Consider the following 16,387-nt stretch of genomic DNA (forward strand, 5'->3'; position numbering starts at 1 on the left):
ACACCGGCGGCTATGGAGCCGCCGGATCACTCAGCGCGCTTGCGACGCAAATTGGCCCCGCGTTGCAGGCCTCAGATCGCCCGCTGACGGCGGCCGGCCACGAAGCCATAGACCAGCAGCACGATGATCGCGCCGACCACCGCACCGATCAGCCCGGCCCCCTGCTCCGGCCCATACCAGCCCAGCGCCTGACCGAGATAGGTCGCGACGAATGCGCCGACGATGCCGAGGATCGTCGTCAAGATAAAGCCCGATGGTTCGTTGTCTCCCGGCATCAGGAACTTGGCGATGACGCCGGCGACGAAGCCGATGATGATGGTCCAAAGAATGCCCATGGAATACTCCCGTGAGGTGGCATAGGAACTGGCGGGCAAACGCCGGGCCGATACATTAGGTTCCGTAGCTTGAGGCCAAAGCCGATGCTCGCCCCAGCCGCGAGATGCGGTTTGCACGGTGGCCGCCGGGCCCATCCCGCCCCACCCAATGGGTGGGTTGCCGGCCTATCCGGATAGCGTAATTCTGCCTGTCGAGAACTGCGCGATGGTCGAGCCCTGCATCCGGTGAGGCGGAACAGCCGATGAGCACAAGCCCTGAGGGACAACGAACCGCCTTGGTCACTGGCGCCAACTCGGGCCTTGGCAAGGCGATCTCCACGGCGCTGGCGGCCGAGGGCATTCGCGTTGGCCTGGTGGTCCGCGACCGCGCGCGGGGCGAAAAGGCGTTACAAGACATCCGCGCCGCCACGGGCAACGAAGATCTGCATCTGTTCGTCGCCGATCTGGCCGATCAATCTGCGATCCGCGCGCTGGCGCAGGCGGTTCACCAGCGCCTCGGCCGCCTGGAGCTGCTGGTGAACAATGCCGGCACCGCCTTCCCGGAACGGCGGCTCAGCCCGGACGGAATCGAGTGCGCGCTGGCGGTGAACCATCTCGGCCCGTTTCTCCTCACCACCCTGCTGCTGGATCTGCTCAAAGCCAGCGCGCCGGCGCGGATCGTCAACGTCGGCACCCGCATCACCACGGCGATGGAGTTCGAGGATTTGAATTGGGAGCGGCGGCCCTACAGCATGATGAAGGGCTACGGCCAATCCAAGCTCGGCAATCTGCACTTCACCTTCGAACTGGCGCGCCGGCTTGAGGGCTCCGGCGTGACGGTGAATTGCGTATTCCCCGGCGTCTTCAAATCGAATCTGGGCGGCACCGATGGCGCCCAAGGCGTGTTGTTGAAGCTGTTTGCCCGGCTGCTGGGCTGGGCGATCCCTTCGCCCGAGAAGGCGGCGCGGCGCGTGCTCTATCTCGCCAACGCCCCCGAATTGGCGAACGTCAGTGGTCGGTATTTTGGCGATCGCAAGACCATCCCGGCGCCCGCACAGACGCTCGACCCGCAAGCCAACCGACGGCTGTGGCAGATCAGCGAGGCGCTGACGGCCGAACCGGCGGTGGCGGGCAGCTGACGGTCCGACCATTGATCGCAGTGAGGTGGCTTGAGACCGCGCCGCTTCGTCGGCACGCATCGAGACGACCTGCGTTGCGCCGGTAAGCTCTCCAAAATGCCGTCATTCGCAGATAATCGAACCCCGCTGGCCGACACAAACCCTTGCCTTCCATCGCTTGAAATCTGAGGATCAGCTTCAAAGCCAACGAAGCGTCGGGTTAGCCCTAGCGGGCGGGCCGACGGCAAACCTGTTATGAAAGCCCCTCCTTCCGATTCTTCTCCGAGCCGCCGTGACCGCCGATCCCCTGCAGATCCTGAAAACCGTCTATGGTTACGACGCCTTTCGCGGCCCCCAGGCCGCCATCGTCGCCCATGTGATGGCCGGCAACAACGCCTTCGTGCTGATGCCGACGGGCGGCGGCAAATCTTTGTGCTACCAGATCCCCGCGATCGCCCGACCCGGCATGGGCCTCGTCGTCTCGCCGCTGATCGCCCTGATGGCCGATCAGGTGACGGCGCTGCGGCAGGCCGGCGTCACGGCCGCGGCGCTGAATTCCGACCTGCAGGGCGACGAGCGACACGCCTTGTGGCGGGACATCTCGAGCGGCGGGCTCGATCTCCTTTACGTCGCGCCAGAGACGCTGCTTAGACCCGACATTCTGGAGCTGCTGCGCCGCACGCCGCTGTCGCTGATCGCCATCGACGAAGCGCATTGCCTATCGCAATGGGGGCACGATTTCCGCCCCTCTTATCGTCAACTCGACGCGCTCGTCACGCAATTTCCCGACACGCCGCGTATGGCCCTGACGGCGACGGCCGATGCGCCGACGCGCGCCGAGATCCTGTCGCATCTCAAGATCGCCAAAAGCGATGCCTTCGTCGCCGGCTTCGACCGCCCCAACATCCACTATGCCATGGCGGAGAAGGACAATCCGCGGGCGCAGCTGAAGCGCTTCCTGAAGCAGCACGAGCGAGACAGCGGCATCGTCTACTGCCTGTCGAAGCGCAAGACGGAAGAAACCGCGACCTGGCTCTGCGAGGAGGGTTACAACGCGCTGCCCTACCACGGCGGCATGGACAAGGCGCAACGCCAGACCAACCAGACCCGCTTCCAACGCGAAGAGGCCGTCATCATGGTGGCCACTATCGCCTTCGGCATGGGCATCGACAAACCCGACGTGCGCTTCGTCGTGCATCTCGATCTGCCCGGCAGCATCGAGGCCTATTACCAAGAGACCGGGCGCGCCGGTCGCGATGGCCTGCCGTCGGACACGCTGATGCTCTACGGCCACGAAGACATCGCGTTGCGCAGCCGCTTCATCGAGGAGTCCGACGCCCCGGAGCAACGCAAGCGCATGGAGCGACAGAAGCTCGACGCGCTTCTGGGTCTCGCCGAGACGGCGGGCTGCCGCCGCCAGGTGCTGCTGTCCTATTTTGGCGACCATTCCGCCCCTTGCGGAAACTGCGACACCTGCGCGGAGCCGCCGCAACGCTTCGACGGCACGGTCGCGACGCTGAAGGCACTGTCCTGCATCTACAGGACCGGAGAGCGCTTCGGTCAGGCCTACATCGTCCAAGTGCTGTTGGGCGTCGCGGATGACCGCATCGCCCAGTCCGGGCACGACCGCATCTCGACCTTTGGCATCGGCAAGGAGCACGACAGCCGCACTTGGCGCGCGATCCTGCGCCAATTGATCGCGCTTCGCCTGATCGCTGTCGACCTGACCGGCCATGGCGGGCTGTCGATCTCGGAGGCGGGCCGCCGGTTCCTGCGCGAAAAGCCGGTGCTGATGCTGCGCGTTCCGGCAAAGCCGCGCGCCACGCAGGCCAAGGGTGTCCGCGCCCAGGCCTCGACCGCCCTGCCCGAGGCCGACCGCACGCTATTTCAGGCCTTGCGCGAGAAGCGCACCGAACTGGCCCGCATGCAGAACGTGCCGCCCTACGTGATCTTCCACGACAAAACGCTGATCGAAATGGCCGCCGCGCGTCCCGGCTCGCGATCCCAGATGGCAAAGGTCCCGGGCGTCGGCGAGGCCAAGCTGGATCGCTACGGCGCCGCTTTTCTCGCCGTGATTGCCGAGCACGGGCGATAGCTCGGCTGCCGGCCGATGCCGGGGGACGACCGCTCTGTTGGGGGCGCTCGCCGCGGGAGCGGTCGATGGCCCAACCAGACGGGGCGCCCGGTTTTCGCTCTCCGGCTCGCGCGACACCGCTGGATCATGGCCGTCGCCGCAACGCTACCGCCGGCGCAACGTGGTCTTGCAGCGCTGCCGAAGGCCAGCTTCACCTCGATGCCGCTGCAAATGACGGATCGACGCCACAACCGCGACCTTCTGACTGCGTCGCAAAGTCTCACCAACGTCGAGTCTGACCTGCACCGAGCTGGGCAGCCACGCTATTGTCTTTCGGGATGACGAAGGCGCACCTGCTGGCGCGAGCGAAGCTCTTCTTCGAGCCTCAGCTTTTCAAGTAACATATCTGTCACAATCCGTCGCAGCTGAGCGTTTTCCAATTCCAGGTGTTTGATCATTTCTTCCGCCGAGATAACACTCGATGTTTGCGGCTTCGCTTCCGACTTGCCGCGCCCCCGTCCAACCGAACCGACGGTTGCGTCCGGCATCTTCTTCCAGCGATGATATGTCATGATGCTGACGCCGAGCGCCTTTGAAATCTCACGCTGCGTCTTGCCCTTCGCTGCGAGCTCGTCGGCCTGCGCCAGCTTGGTCGCAATTTCTTCCGACGCATGCCTCTTGCCGACCATTTCTATCTTCTCCGATCCGACTCCTGCTCACCGAAAGTGCAGCAAGCTCTCTCAGTAAGCTCGAATCCATAAAGATTTCAATAGTGGGCTGGAAGAATTCGGGCAGGCACGGGTTTCCGCGGCCGGCCTGCCGGCAGCGCCATCGGGCCAAGGAACAGCCGATCGATGGGATTACCGGCAGGCCATGGGCAGGTTCGCGGCGCAACGCTGGACGGTAGGATGTGAAAGGTATTTCGGTCTGTTGATCGCTTACGATCGATCGGATCAACGCCCCGACAGCCTCGTTAAAACGTGTTAAGCGAGGCAGACATCACGGACCCCGCCGCCCAAAGAGCTCTCGCAGGAACACGATAATGTTATACCACTATGTTATCGGCAGCTCGATATAGTACACCGTAGCCTGGACCGACGCAGCAATGCCGGAGCCACGTCCCAGACATCAAACAAGCCATGATCTCCAGACGCTGCCTGCATCAGCAATGCGGTTCGCGTGGTACTAAGCCGACCTCGCACACCGCATAGCTGGCGCTTGGGACCACTTCTGACAGCGACGTTCCGGCTGCCGACCTGCCTGAAGCCCGTTCGCGATCCTGCTAACGGACCGACGTCGCGTCGGGCTTTGCCTCGAGCAGTTTCGACAGCGCGATTTCGTTGATCACGGGAGGCGTCTGCTTCAGCAATTCAGCCATATAGGCGCGACGATTGGCATCAGCGCGCTCCGCGCGGATGCGCTGCACCAGCGCATCCCTGACCTCCGACAACGACCGCAGCCGCGACGCCTCAGTGTCCAGCAGCTTGAGAATGTGCCAACCGTCGTCGAGCCGCACCGGCTCCGAGATAGCGCCCTTCGCAAGCCCGACGATCTGGCTGCGAATTTCAGTCTTCAGGTCGGGCTCGGCAGCCCAGCCGATTTCCCCGTCGCGTTCGGCCGTGGCGGCGTCGTCGGAAACGCTGCGCGCCAGCGCCGCAAAATCTGCACCGGGAGCTTTCGCTTTCTTCAGAACATCATCAAGCTTCTTCCGCCCGGCGTCTTCTGCGGCCTTGTCGGCATCCTTCGCGACCGCGACTACAATCTGCGCGAGTTGGAAGCGACGCGGGACCATCAAGGCGCTGGCGTTGGCGTCATAGACGGCCTTGATTTCGGATTCGTTCGGATAACTCTCCGGTGGCGTGGTAAGCGACTGCAGGTAGCTTTCGACGATCTGGCTTTCACGAACGCGGGCAAGCTGGGCCACGATCACCGGTTGCTGGTCCCACTTCTTGGCCAGCGCTTCTTTGAGCGCAAGGCGGTTGGCGAGGATCGCCCGCACCGTCTGGCTGAGTTGTGCGGGATCGCGCGCCAGAGCGGCCTGCTGACGAGCATCGAGGAATGATATGGCCGCCCGCACCTCCTCGGCGGTAATGTCGTTCTCGCCGATCCGAGCAACGATCTCGCCGCCCTTCGCCACAGACGATGACGGTTGCTGGGCTGGCGTCACATGCGCCGTCGTTGGCTGCGCTGGCGCCGCCGCTGGCTGTACCGCGGTTGAGCGAACCGGGGCCGGCGGAAGCGGCGTTCGGGTCTGCGCCATGGCGGCAGGCGTCGAGGCCGCCAGGGCGACCAGCATTCCAGCGGTGATTGTGTATTTGTTCATGGCGTGGCCTTCTGATCGAGGATTTTGTCGCGGAAGTCCTGGGCGGCGTTCTGGTGATCGACCCGCTTCAGGCCGAGCACCGGCTCGTGGTCCCAGATCTGTTCCATGGGGTTCATCGCCTCGTATTGCGTTACGATCTCGTTTCCGACCCTGAGGAGCTGGGCGTTCTTTGCCTCGCAGGCCTTGTTGCTGGCCCTCAATGCGGTCGCCGTGCCCTCGAATTTGGCGCGCTCGGCGTCCTTGGTGCGGGCGACGGTTGCCGCCTCGCCATAGGCGCTCTTCCATTTCTCCAGCGCGTCGTCGCGCTCGGCCAGCCGGTCGTTGAAATCCCTCACCGCCTGCCGATACGCCTGCTCGGCTTCCTTGACCTGAGCCCGGAACGCCTCGTTCTGCTTGCGCAGCCTGTCGCGTTCCTGCTCGGCCGCGGTCAGTTTGGCCTGTTGCACCGCCCGTGCATCTTCCAGCGAGCGCAGCTGCGCCGTCACGCTGCGAAGCGCCTCGCGCAGACGATCGGTCTCGTTTTCGGCGCGCGCGGCCGTTGCAGCAACGAGCGCCAAGGCAATGATGAGATATGAAAGCAGCTGCCGCATGATCAGAACCGTGCGTTGAGGTCGAGCTGGAAGATATCGACGGCGTAGGGAGCGCCCGCCACCTGGTTGGCACTCAGCCAGCGTGCAGAGGCCCACACGTTCGGTCCGAGCGCGAGGTTGCCGCCGAGAAAGTAACCCTTCAAATTGGTGCCGCCGAGACCGAAATCGGAGTCGGCGAATGCGTCGATTACGGCGTCGGACTCCAGCCACTTGTAACCGACGTGCGCGTTCCAGTCCCCAAACTGCCTGAGCTCACGGTACCCGACCGTCATCCGCGCCAGCCAGCCCTGGTTGCCTCCCGTGTAAACTGCGTTGCAACTCGTCGTCGACGTGCAGCCCGATGTCGCCGCGGTCGGCAGCGGGTTCGCCAACACCTTGGCGGCGATATCATCCTTGTCCCAGGCGACGTTGCGGACGTATTCGCCGTCGAGCACGACGTGCACCGGATGGAATTGCCCCAGATCCAGCCGCCCACTCAGCACCACGTTACGAAACGCAGACGCAAGGCCGAAATATTGGTATGTGCCGTACTGATTGCCGCTGCTGTCGAGATAGTAAATGATGTCGCGCAGCTGCATGTAGGTATTGCCCTTCTGGGCAAATGACGGACGGGTCAGATCGGTATCGCAAACATCGATCGAACCAAACACATAACAAGGCGACGAGAGCCGACCCTGCACGTTGGTGAAGTCATAATATGCGGCCCCGAATCTGAAATCGATGTCGGGCACTAAGCGGACATCGCCGCCGACTTGGCCGCCGAACATCCACTTGTCGTTGCTTCGCGATTTTGACGGCAACGCGTCGTAATTGGCAAAATCGAAATTCGACCCCACATTGAGATCGGTGTTGAAGATCGGGAACGCTCCAGCGGCGGCGAACGGCGTAATGTCGGACCAGGCATCATATCTGGCTTGGACGGCCACGCCGTCGAAACCGAGATCGCGATGGAATACGAGATCGGTCGCATTGAAGAACGGATTGTCGAAGCGCCCCGCTTGGAACGTGAAATCGTTCCACAGGCTGTATTTGATGAACGCGCGATCGAGCCAGACGCCGTATTTGCTGAAATTTCCGCCGGAGCCGCCGAGGGTCTGATTGAACGACACCGGCGAACCGCTGTCGCCCGTCGCAATCCGAAAGCCCGCCTTGAAGCCGTCGAACAAATCGGCTTCCATACCAAGCCGCGCGCGCAACCGGGCGCGGGTGCGATCCTGATCGGTGTTATAGGTCGGCCAGAAGTACGGATTGTAATTCGCCCCCACGCCGAGCGTGTTGTAGGGGCTTCCGGTGTTGATGGCGTTGTAATTGACGGCCCATTGTCCGGCGTTGCCTTTGGGGTAGATATCGCCCTCGCCGCGCACCCGGACGTCGCCATAGAACCGGATCCGTTGCGCCCATTCCGGGTACCTGCCCGGAGAGGCCCAGTTCTCACGCTCCGCCTTTTCCATCACCTCGCGCTTGATATCCTCCCGCAACTGCTTCTTGACGATCTCGGGAACGTAGACGACACGCTTGGTGCCGGGCGGAGAGACGGCACTGGTGGCGGTGGCCGCGGCCTTCTCGGCACCGTCGGCCTTGATGGCGGCGTCGCGCACCGCCTGACGCGCCACGTAGGCCTCGTCGTCGGCCTGCTTGATCAGCGCGACCGACTGTTCCTCGGTCAGGACACCCTGCTTCACCAGCAGGTTGATCAGATTGATCGTGGCGTTGGACGACGGCGCAGCGGCACGCGACACTGTCGGCCGCTTGCCCCGCATGTCGGCTTCATCCTGCGCGGCAGCGGGACCCGCGAGCGCGACCACAGCGACCGCGATCGGCACAACCCCCCGCATCATCATTTCAGAACGCCACATCAAACCAACCCTTCTCGCTTCACAGTTCATTGATAACGCTCGCACGCGCCGATGGCGCGCATAGTTGACGCTCAGGTCGGGCTCTGCGCAGTCACCCGGGCAATGATCGGCATCGGCATGTCCTTGGGCGGCGGCTCGCGCAGCGTCATGCCGCTCAGAATTTGATCGCGGATAACCGCGTCGAGTTCGCTATTCCCGGTCGACGACACCAGTTGCACGCGGGTAATACGGCCCATCACGTCCGGCCACAGCCGGACCTGGATCCGCATCACCGCATGACGGGTTCTTTCATTCGCCCGCAAGGCGGATTCGATCTGCGTCTGGACGATGCTGGCGTACCAACCCCAACGGCTGTTGCCGCCGCCGCCACCGCCGCCTCCGATCAGGCCGCGTCCGCCAGGCCGGCCAAGCAGATCGCCCGGGCCGTTGCCGGCGGCGTCGAGACCGAGCGGTCCCGGCGGAGCATCGTTGGAATCCGGCGGTGAATCCTTGGGAATATCGACCGGCCTATCCTCGATCTCCTGCTTGACCGGCGTCTGCTCGACCATCTTCTGTTCGGGTTGCTGCTCGGGCGGTGGCGGAGGCGGCGGAGGCGGAGGCGGCGGAGGCGCGACATTGATGATGGTCAGCTCGCTCACCTTGCGCGGCGGATCCTTGTCGCCGCTCAGCAGCGTGAGTACGCCCGCGGCCAGCAGCGCGACGACGCACGCGCCGGTGCCGCCCATCAGCGCATAGCGGCGCCACGACGGACCAGCGTCCTCGTCGTCGTCATCGTCATTGAAAGTCATCGCCCGTCCTCGCGACCGCTGTTCATCTCACCAGCGGCTTGGTAGCCATGCCGACCTGGTTGAAGTTGAGGCGCCCGAGCAGGTCGAGCACATCGACGACGTTCTGATATTGGGTCTGGCTGTCGCCGCGCACCACGACCGGAAACTCCGGCGTCAGCGCCCGTTGCTGCACCAGCCGCTGCTCCAGCTCAGACAGCGTCACCGGTACGGTATCGAGAAAGATCTTGCCGTCGTTGGCGACGGTGATCGCCTTGGTGGTCTGTTGCGCGAGGCTCGGAGTCGCGCTCGCTTTCGGCAGGTTGACCTTCATGCCCTGCACCGTCGCCGTGGTCATGATGATGAAGATCACCAGCAGCACGTAAGCGAGGTCGAGCATCGGCGTGATGTTGATGTCGTCATACGGCTTGTTTTCGGACTGAACGTGCATCGTCCTACTCCGCGGCCTGACGTCGGGGTCTATCGGGCTGCTGGTGATAGGACTCCGCCATCTTCGTCACCAGTTCGTCGACGAAGACCTGCATCTCGTTGGTGGAGTCCTTGATGCGGATAGTCAGGTAGTTGTAGCCGAACAGCGCCGGGATCGCGACCGCGAGGCCGGCCACGGTCGCAACCAGCGCGGCGGCGATGCCTGGCGCAATCGCGTTGACGTTGACGTCGCCGGAGGCGGCGATCGCCGCGAAGGTGATCATCACGCCGACCACGGTGCCGAGCAGCCCGAGGAACGGTCCGCCAGAAATCGCGATCGTCAGCATCACCATCATCTTGTTGAGACGCTGCGTCTCGTGAATGAAGCCGCTGTCGAGCACCGCACGGATCGACTGGATCGCTTGGGGCGAAAGCAGCCGCGGACCGCCGCCATTGGCGGAGAACCGCCGGCGGATTTCCTGGACGCCAATATGGAACAGACGATGAAGCGGCGCGGAATGGATGGCCTTGTGATCCTGCGTATCGCTCTTTCCGGCGATGCTCGCGTCGGTCTCCTCGCGGTCGAACTGCAGCAGCCCTTCGAGGTCGGTCGCCGACTCGCGAAAGTGCTTCAGAAACAGCCTGTTCCCCTTCGCGATCCGGTTCAGATACGATACCCGGTCGATCATCACGATCCAGCTGATCACCATCATGATCGCCAGGATTCCGATCACCACCCATCCGTCGAGCGTTACCGATTTCAGGATCACGGCGAAATAGCCGCTGATCCAGCTCGCGGTTTCCTCGTCGACGCTGAACGAAATCAATTTCGCCTGGTCGGGCCCCTGCCCGATCGCCGCCAATTTGATGAAGCCGGCGGGGCGCGCCGTTTTGGCAATCTGCAGTTCGTCGATATCGCCGACGAAGCCGACCGTGGCGGCTGCAGCGGGGGCAGCGGCAGGATCTGCGGCAGCCGCCGCAGCATCGGTTGCCGATGCGTCAGGCAGCGGCGCGCTGGCAGCCGGCTCCGCGACCGTCGCGAGGGTATCCCGCCCGACCGCAGCCGGTCCAGTCAGCGTCGGCAAACTCGCGGCCAGCGTCGAGAACGGATTGCCGTCGAGGTAAAGCGCGATCTGGCCGGACTTGGCGGTTACGGCGAGATGGTGCCACGTCGACGACGCGATCGCCGCCCCCTCGCCGCTGCGTTGGACGCTCCCTGCGTTCGTCACCTCGACGAACGGCACGCCGTTGTCGAGACCGATGATCAGTCCGTTGGCTCCGTCATGCCGGGCGAACAGCACCGCCCGCGGCTGCGGCGCGGCCATTTTCAGCCAGACCGACCAGCTCAGCTCTCCGCCTTCGGCGACGGCCAATGCCGGCGCGCCAGGCAACATCAACGGGGTCTGTCCATCCAGCCTCGCGCCCTGGCCGATGATGGCGCCGTCGGCGCCCGGCACAAGGCTCTGCGCGGCGTTCGCCCAGGCCGTGGAGTCCTGGGCCGGCGTGCCGCGCTCGGCGAAATGATAGACCAGCAGCGCATCCGGGTCATAGCTGCCCTTGGCATCGACCGCCGCCGGCGCCTTCTGATTTCCATAATACAGCCAGATCTCGTTCTTGGTCCCGGGCTTCAGATCGGCGACGCTGACCCACACCAGCGCTTCGCCAAGCAGCGGGTCGAATTTCTCGACATGGTGTTTCAGCGGGGTCTTGTCGTCCGCGGCGACGAAACGCAGATCGCCGCCGTCGTCCTTGGCCGCGCCAAACCGGAAATTGCCGACGTGCAGTCGCACCAGGATCGGCGTGGTCCCGATCGACTCGCTGATGCCGGCGCCGGATGGGCCGGTATCGATGGTGATCTTCTTGCGCAAGCTCCACTGATCGTTCCACCACGCCGAAGCCTGACCGGGCCACAGCACGCAGAACAGCACCAGCGCAAGCATCAAAGGCGCGCTGACGGTCCTCCAGCGGAAGGATTTTCGGACACGGACCGTCATCAGAATTCTCCCCAAATTCGAAAGCTCACGAGCGGGCTACGAGCGACCGTGACCTGTTGACTGGTCACTGGTATGCCGACAAACACGATGCCATTAAGGTACCTCAGGGTCTTCACCCGGGTGCCGACGCCGTAGCTCGCCAGATCGAACCGCTGCTGCTGTTCCTCGAGCGGATTGTGGATCTTGGCATGGCCGGCATCGGCAAATGCGAAGAACCGCCACTCGTCGAACACATTGAATTTCACTGGCGCGCCAGTTGGATTTTCCAACGTCTGTTCCCAGTACGGAGCGAGATTCGGGGAGCGCAGTTCGAGCGTTCCGGCGACGCCGTAATCGCCCAGCACCTCGGATTCGAGATACCCGCGCACGGTATCCTGGCCTCCGAGACTGAACTGTTCGCTGGAAACCAGCGGCTGATCGGCAAGCTGGCCCTGCAGCTTGCCGAACAATTGCAGGCCGCCGGGCAACTCTTGGGTGTGGGACAGATCTCCGCGCAGATGAGCGAAGCTACCAGTCGCCTTGTAACGCTTGACGTCGAACTGTTCCGGGCTGCTGCCGGCGCCGCGCAGTCCCGTGGTAACGGCCGCGTTGAGCTGCGTCAGCCGTCCATCCCCTTGCCAAGTCGCGCTGTAGGCGGCAACCAGCGGAACGTATTTCACCGGCGAATCGAACGAGCCATCAGCGAGCGATAGGGTCTGCTGGAAATCCTTGTAGTCGGCTCCCAGCGACAGCGTGTGAAACAGCTCGCCCCGTGTCGGCAACGTGATCACATCGCGGAAGCCGATCACCTGGCCGGGGCCGACGACGTTCGATCCGCCGACGGTCGCGACCGAACTGTCCGATTTCAGCCCATAGACCAGTATATTCAGCCAGTCATAGTCGGTTCGCGCCAGGTAGGAGGCGGAGACAACCGTCGCATCCTTCGGATTCTGCGGTGCCACCTGATAGCTCACCGTCATCGAGTGGCCGAGTTGCCACAGATTGTCGTACCGCAGCGACGCGCTCAGGCGGAGCGGCGTCGTACTCGGACTCTGCCGATTGTTGAGTTCGACGCTGCCGTGCAGCGGATAAGTGTCCTCGACATTGAGATCGACGTCGACGGTGCCAGGCGTCACCCCGGCGCGCAGCGCCGGCGTGACCCGCCGGTCCGGCCACCGGTTGAGCGCGACAATGTCGTTGGTCACCGCCTGGAGATTCGGCAACGCCCCCTCCTTGACGGAAGGCGCCCGGCGCTTGATTTCGGCGAGATCGAAATAGCGCGAGCCTTTGACCCTCAGCCGGCCCACCTTGTTCTCGACCACTTTGAGAACGACGAAGCCGCGTTGCGCATCCTGCTGCGGAACAGAGACGCCCACGGTTTGCAGGCCCTTGTCATGGTAAGCCTTCTCCAAGGCGGCGCGGGCCTTTTCGACGTCGTCCGAGGTACGACCCGGGCCGAGATACGGATAAACCGCACTCTCGACCTCGATCTGCGGAAGGTTTTCGGCCCCCTCGACCCGGTACTCGTCAATATCGAAGCGGCTCGTCGTGCCCGAGGCAGCCGCCTTCGAACTCGTACCGGGCGAACCGGTCCCGGCCGGCCGTCCCGGTCGCGACGCAATCGCGGAACTGTCAGTGGCTTGGCTGCTTCTATTCGGCTCGCCTGTCATCGATTCCGCAGGCGCTGCCGCGGCCAACGTGGACCGCCCATCGCAGGTCGCCAACGCCAGACAGCAGGCGGCAATCTGCCACCCCCGCCCGGCAGTCGTGCCGGAACGGATCCCAAACGCCACCACCCACCGCGGCCTGTGCTCGCGCAGCATGGTCCCGTCACTGATACCAGAAGAGTTCACACAGTCCTCGATACTTTTGCTCGTCGGCATCTCGTGACTGAGTCACTCGCGCAGCAAACGCTTTGTTAGCGAAACGATCCGGCGTTCCTATTCGATAGACGTCGCCCGGGGCGCCATCACGAAAACAAAATGGAAAAGTCGCTGCGGCGCAGGGCCACAGCCGCGTCTCATACGAGACGTCAACCGGGATCAACATTTAGTATCGCACCTTACGCGACATCACTACGCGTCGGGACAGCGATTTCTTTGCATTATGTTCGCTCCAGCACCATCGTATTCCCGTCACAATATTGTAGCTGCGGCCCGATACCTATCAGCCGGAGCTGCATCGATGAGCTAAGGCCGGCGTGTTATGAGTGGTGTTACCATCAACTATTTGCGCGATCTGCTGCTCACGGATTACCGCCAACTTGATCGACAACTCACCCGCCGCTTCGGCTCGGCGGACTTTGCTTCCGACGTGCTCCAGGAAACTTACCTTCGGCTCGAGGCAATGACCGACATGGTCGCGGTGCGAAGCCCGAAGGCCTACCTGCTCCGCATCGCCCTCAACATCGCCAACGACCGGCTGCGGGCTGAGAGCCGCCGCTTGACGGTCGACGAGGCCGATTGCCTGTTGGATATCCCCGACGACCGGCCCGACGCAGCGCGGGTGACCGAGGATCGCTCCGAAATCATCCTGTTGCGGCGCGCCATTGCCGAACTCCCCGATCGCCGACGACATGTGCTGCTGCTTTCGCGCGTCGAAGGGGTCGCCCATCGCGAAATCGCCAAACGCCTCGGAGTCACTGTGCGAACCGTTGAAACCGATCTTAAACAAGCGGTTGCGCATTGCGCGCAGCGCCTCAAGCGCCCCCTCCCGCCCAAATGCGTGCTTCGCCGCTCGGATTCCTCCTATATTTAGCGCGCCATAAGGCGGGCGTTCGCCCCATTCTCAGCGCCGCCGCGGCGACCATACGATAGTCGGATATGATGCGCCGTCGGATCGACACCGGACGCCGCCGCTGCGCCGCTGTTCTGCGGTTCGCATAGGATATAAGTTAGCGGACCGCCCGTGTTAGGCGTCGCCGGCATTGCCGCGCCCGAGATGAGAGGCCATGAGCGGCCATTCTCTTATCATCGTGGCCGGCGCCGGCATCATCGCGACATCGGATAGCCGACTCAATGGCGCGCGGGATTCTTATCGGCCACACTGCGCAGCCGCGCGTTCAGCGCCGCAAAATCGAGCTTGGCGCCGAAAAGCGTCGGTTGACCGCGAAGTCGTCGACCGGTCGTCTCACCAAGGTTGGGCTGCGGCACCGCGCCGGTGACCGCGGCGCCGCGCGCGGCCAGATGATTGCGGACGCGCATGCAGTAATCCACCGATCGGACGGAGAACCGGGTCTCGCCGTGTCCGGCACGATATTTCATGGCGGCGGTGCAGAGATCCTGCCCCGCCAGCCGCCAAGCCCCCGCGAGATACTTCGCCCCGTAATGGATATTGACGTCCGGAACCGCTAGTTGCGCCTCGCTACCGATGAAGCCAAGCATGCGGGCCGTCGCGGGCATCACCTGCATCAAGCCGATCTCACCGTCCAAGCCGATCACGGCCGGGTCGTATCGACTCTCGACCGCCATCACCGCGTCGAGCAACGCCGGCGGTATGCCGAAGGCGAGCGACTCCCGCTCGACAATGCTGCGGTATTCGTCGCGGCCGGCGCGCCAATCGCGGCTGAACGCGATGCTGAGGTGTCGCGGAGCGGTGCCGCCGAACAGCACACTCTTCGGCGGCAGATCGGCTTGCGTCAGCGGCTTCGTGATCGGCGGATCGAATACCACAGGCGTCGGAACATCGGCCTCCGGAGCTACATCGGCGTCGTTCGCAATCGACGCAGCGGGACCGACATCGCCTTGGCCGTCGCCCTCTTGGGCGGCCGCGACCACCCCGCCCAACGACACCAGCAGCCAGGCTGCGGCCGCGGCCAGGCCGACAAAACGCGATGAACGCCTCCGTTCATCGCCTCGCTCGGTGAAATACCCAGGCATCAGCGACGCGGCATAACGTAGACCGGCGGCGGCGGCCGAAACGGATAGATCGAGCGACCATAATTGGAGCCGTATTGCTGGCGTATGGCGGCCTCGTTCGCATTGCCGACACGAACATCGGGCGAACGCGCATCGATCGGCGGCAGGTTGAACGAGGGGCTCACTCGTTCGACCTCACGTCTGAGTTTCTGGTTGAGACAGCCGAGCGCATTTTGGCCGCCGATCTCCACCTCGACACACCGCTCATACGGCGTCGTCACCGCCTTCGTCCCGCCGATGATAATCGCCTCACGTCGTTCCGCCGCCCCGTCGGATGTCTGGGCGCTAACCGTCGTCATCCCACCCATCAGCACGACCGCAGTGAACGCTATGCCGCCAAGGAATGTCGCACGCCGATAAGCAGTCGCCATGACCCCTCGCCTTCGCGTCGCTCCGTACGTGGTTTCAGAGCCGCTGTTCACTTGCTCGACTTCGACCTTGGCAAGTCACGGCTCCATCAACAACTTGCGCAGACGAACAATCTCGATCCGGGTCTGCGACATCACGCTTGCCAGCATGGCGTTCTCTTGTTCGAGAGTTTTCAGCCGGCGACGCCGTTGATTCCTCGTCAGCACTGCATCGAACTCATAGACCTGCGCACTTGCCGCTGGTATCGATGGATCGCGATATTTGATCTTGACCGATTTGCTACTTCGCATTCGCCCCCCCGGGTCACAAGACCGCGCCTGCAGCGGACGTGGTCCTCCACCACAATGCAGTCACCTCTCCGTGACAATAGAGACGTTTCTTATCTTTGCTATGACCGCATAAGAGAAATGATTTGAAGTACCCGTGAAGAGGGTATCGGCACCACAGTTCCGATCCGTCCCGGCCAGCCAAGTCAAATGCGCGTCCCAGCCGGCATCGCCGGGACGATACCAATGATGGATGACCGCCATCGTCATGGGCGGATTTGTCGCGCCCCTCGCATCCTCGCTTCGGACGGTATTCAACACCGGATGCCCGCCATGCCCCCGCGTTGACGGCGAACGGTAATCGCCTCTGCTATCTGCCCGGCGTGTATTTCTC

General features: G+C 63.4%; 15 protein-coding genes. 3 read left to right on the top strand and 12 right to left on the bottom strand.

Annotation, left to right across the window (positions count from 1 at the left end; all coding sequences use genetic code 11):
• Positions 1 to 71: 71 nt before the first annotated feature.
• Positions 72 to 335 carry a GlsB/YeaQ/YmgE family stress response membrane protein gene (locus tag RPC_RS14940; RefSeq protein WP_011473422.1) on the bottom strand — a complete coding sequence of 88 codons (264 nt, stop codon included), beginning with the start codon at positions 333 to 335 and terminating at the stop codon, positions 72 to 74.
• 242 nt (positions 336 to 577) lie between these two features.
• Here RPC_RS14940 and RPC_RS14945 point away from each other — a divergent pair, with 242 nt between their 5' ends.
• Positions 578 to 1,453 (top strand): SDR family NAD(P)-dependent oxidoreductase, encoded by an 876-nt coding sequence (locus RPC_RS14945; protein WP_011473423.1) that lies wholly within the window; start codon positions 578 to 580, stop codon positions 1,451 to 1,453.
• Positions 1,454 to 1,724: 271 nt separating this feature from the next.
• Positions 1,725 to 3,527 (top strand): DNA helicase RecQ, encoded by a 1,803-nt coding sequence (gene recQ, locus RPC_RS14950; RefSeq protein WP_011473424.1) that lies wholly within the window; start codon positions 1,725 to 1,727, stop codon positions 3,525 to 3,527.
• A 302-nt stretch (positions 3,528 to 3,829) separates the two neighbouring features.
• Here the strand turns inward: recQ and RPC_RS14955 are convergent, their stop codons facing one another.
• The 8 genes from RPC_RS14955 to RPC_RS14990 form a co-directional block, all read right to left on the bottom strand.
• Positions 3,830 to 4,195 (bottom strand): helix-turn-helix domain-containing protein, encoded by a 366-nt coding sequence (locus RPC_RS14955; RefSeq protein WP_011473426.1) that lies wholly within the window; start codon positions 4,193 to 4,195, stop codon positions 3,830 to 3,832.
• A gap of 593 nt (positions 4,196 to 4,788) precedes the next feature.
• Entirely contained in the window at positions 4,789 to 5,829 is a 1,041-nt protein-coding gene (locus RPC_RS14960; protein ID WP_011473427.1) for a peptidylprolyl isomerase, read from the bottom strand.
• The gene (locus RPC_RS14965; protein WP_011473428.1) at positions 5,826 to 6,419 is read right to left on the bottom strand and encodes a hypothetical protein; all 594 of its coding nucleotides are present in this window, start codon (positions 6,417 to 6,419) and stop codon (positions 5,826 to 5,828) included. Before RPC_RS14965 ends, RPC_RS14960 begins: the two co-directional genes overlap by 4 nt.
• A 2-nt stretch (positions 6,420 to 6,421) precedes the next feature.
• The gene (locus tag RPC_RS14970) at positions 6,422 to 8,305 is read right to left on the bottom strand and encodes a putative porin (protein WP_157043221.1); all 1,884 of its coding nucleotides are present in this window, start codon (positions 8,303 to 8,305) and stop codon (positions 6,422 to 6,424) included.
• 41 nt (positions 8,306 to 8,346) lie between these two features.
• The gene (locus tag RPC_RS14975; RefSeq protein ID WP_011473430.1) at positions 8,347 to 9,063 is read right to left on the bottom strand and encodes a TonB C-terminal domain-containing protein; all 717 of its coding nucleotides are present in this window, start codon (positions 9,061 to 9,063) and stop codon (positions 8,347 to 8,349) included.
• A gap of 22 nt (positions 9,064 to 9,085) precedes the next feature.
• Positions 9,086 to 9,490 (bottom strand): ExbD/TolR family protein, encoded by a 405-nt coding sequence (locus tag RPC_RS14980; RefSeq protein ID WP_011473431.1) that lies wholly within the window; start codon positions 9,488 to 9,490, stop codon positions 9,086 to 9,088.
• A gap of 4 nt (positions 9,491 to 9,494) precedes the next feature.
• Entirely contained in the window at positions 9,495 to 11,462 is a 1,968-nt protein-coding gene (locus tag RPC_RS14985; RefSeq protein ID WP_011473432.1) for a DUF2341 domain-containing protein, read from the bottom strand.
• On the bottom strand, positions 11,462 to 13,264 hold the full coding sequence (locus RPC_RS14990; protein WP_080507340.1) for a ShlB/FhaC/HecB family hemolysin secretion/activation protein: 1,803 nt from the start codon (positions 13,262 to 13,264) through the stop codon (positions 11,462 to 11,464). Before RPC_RS14990 ends, RPC_RS14985 begins: the two co-directional genes overlap by 1 nt.
• A 382-nt stretch (positions 13,265 to 13,646) precedes the next feature.
• Between RPC_RS14990 and RPC_RS14995 the strand changes: the two genes are divergently transcribed.
• Entirely contained in the window at positions 13,647 to 14,198 is a 552-nt protein-coding gene (locus tag RPC_RS14995) for an RNA polymerase sigma factor (RefSeq protein ID WP_011473434.1), read from the top strand.
• Between the two features lie 257 nt (positions 14,199 to 14,455).
• Here the strand turns inward: RPC_RS14995 and RPC_RS15000 are convergent, their stop codons facing one another.
• From RPC_RS15000 to RPC_RS15010, 3 genes are all read right to left on the bottom strand, one after another.
• Positions 14,456 to 15,319 carry a lytic transglycosylase domain-containing protein gene (locus RPC_RS15000; protein WP_011473435.1) on the bottom strand — a complete coding sequence of 288 codons (864 nt, stop codon included), beginning with the start codon at positions 15,317 to 15,319 and terminating at the stop codon, positions 14,456 to 14,458.
• Positions 15,319 to 15,729 (bottom strand): hypothetical protein, encoded by a 411-nt coding sequence (locus RPC_RS26840; protein WP_011473436.1) that lies wholly within the window; start codon positions 15,727 to 15,729, stop codon positions 15,319 to 15,321. Before RPC_RS26840 ends, RPC_RS15000 begins: the two co-directional genes overlap by 1 nt.
• A 75-nt stretch (positions 15,730 to 15,804) precedes the next feature.
• The gene (locus RPC_RS15010) at positions 15,805 to 16,017 is read right to left on the bottom strand and encodes a hypothetical protein (protein WP_041801880.1); all 213 of its coding nucleotides are present in this window, start codon (positions 16,015 to 16,017) and stop codon (positions 15,805 to 15,807) included.
• Positions 16,018 to 16,387: the final 370 nt, after the last annotated feature.

The sequence above is a fragment of the Rhodopseudomonas palustris BisB18 genome, from assembly GCF_000013745.1.
Lineage (GTDB): Bacteria > Pseudomonadota > Alphaproteobacteria > Rhizobiales > Xanthobacteraceae > Rhodopseudomonas_A > Rhodopseudomonas_A palustris_F.

Excerpts from the sequence above, each read along its gene's own strand:
- RPC_RS14940 (WP_011473422.1), bottom strand. The coding sequence starts at position 335 with ATGGGCATTCTTTGGACCATCATCATCGGCTTCGTCGCCGGCGTCATC.
- RPC_RS14945 (WP_011473423.1), top strand. The coding sequence starts at position 578 with ATGAGCACAAGCCCTGAGGGACAACGAACCGCCTTGGTCACTGGCGCC.
- RPC_RS14955 (WP_011473426.1), bottom strand. The coding sequence starts at position 4,195 with ATGGTCGGCAAGAGGCATGCGTCGGAAGAAATTGCGACCAAGCTGGCG.
- RPC_RS14960 (WP_011473427.1), bottom strand. The coding sequence starts at position 5,829 with ATGAACAAATACACAATCACCGCTGGAATGCTGGTCGCCCTGGCGGCC.
- RPC_RS14965 (WP_011473428.1), bottom strand. The coding sequence starts at position 6,419 with ATGCGGCAGCTGCTTTCATATCTCATCATTGCCTTGGCGCTCGTTGCT.
- RPC_RS14970 (WP_157043221.1), bottom strand. The coding sequence starts at position 8,305 with ATGAACTGTGAAGCGAGAAGGGTTGGTTTGATGTGGCGTTCTGAAATG.
- RPC_RS14975 (WP_011473430.1), bottom strand. The coding sequence starts at position 9,063 with ATGACTTTCAATGACGATGACGACGACGAGGACGCTGGTCCGTCGTGG.
- RPC_RS14980 (WP_011473431.1), bottom strand. The coding sequence starts at position 9,490 with ATGCACGTTCAGTCCGAAAACAAGCCGTATGACGACATCAACATCACG.
- RPC_RS14985 (WP_011473432.1), bottom strand. The coding sequence starts at position 11,462 with ATGACGGTCCGTGTCCGAAAATCCTTCCGCTGGAGGACCGTCAGCGCG.
- RPC_RS14990 (WP_080507340.1), bottom strand. The coding sequence starts at position 13,264 with ATGCTGCGCGAGCACAGGCCGCGGTGGGTGGTGGCGTTTGGGATCCGT.
- RPC_RS14995 (WP_011473434.1), top strand. The coding sequence starts at position 13,647 with ATGAGTGGTGTTACCATCAACTATTTGCGCGATCTGCTGCTCACGGAT.
- RPC_RS15000 (WP_011473435.1), bottom strand. The coding sequence starts at position 15,319 with ATGCCTGGGTATTTCACCGAGCGAGGCGATGAACGGAGGCGTTCATCG.
- RPC_RS26840 (WP_011473436.1), bottom strand. The coding sequence starts at position 15,729 with ATGGCGACTGCTTATCGGCGTGCGACATTCCTTGGCGGCATAGCGTTC.
- RPC_RS15010 (WP_041801880.1), bottom strand. The coding sequence starts at position 16,017 with ATGCGAAGTAGCAAATCGGTCAAGATCAAATATCGCGATCCATCGATA.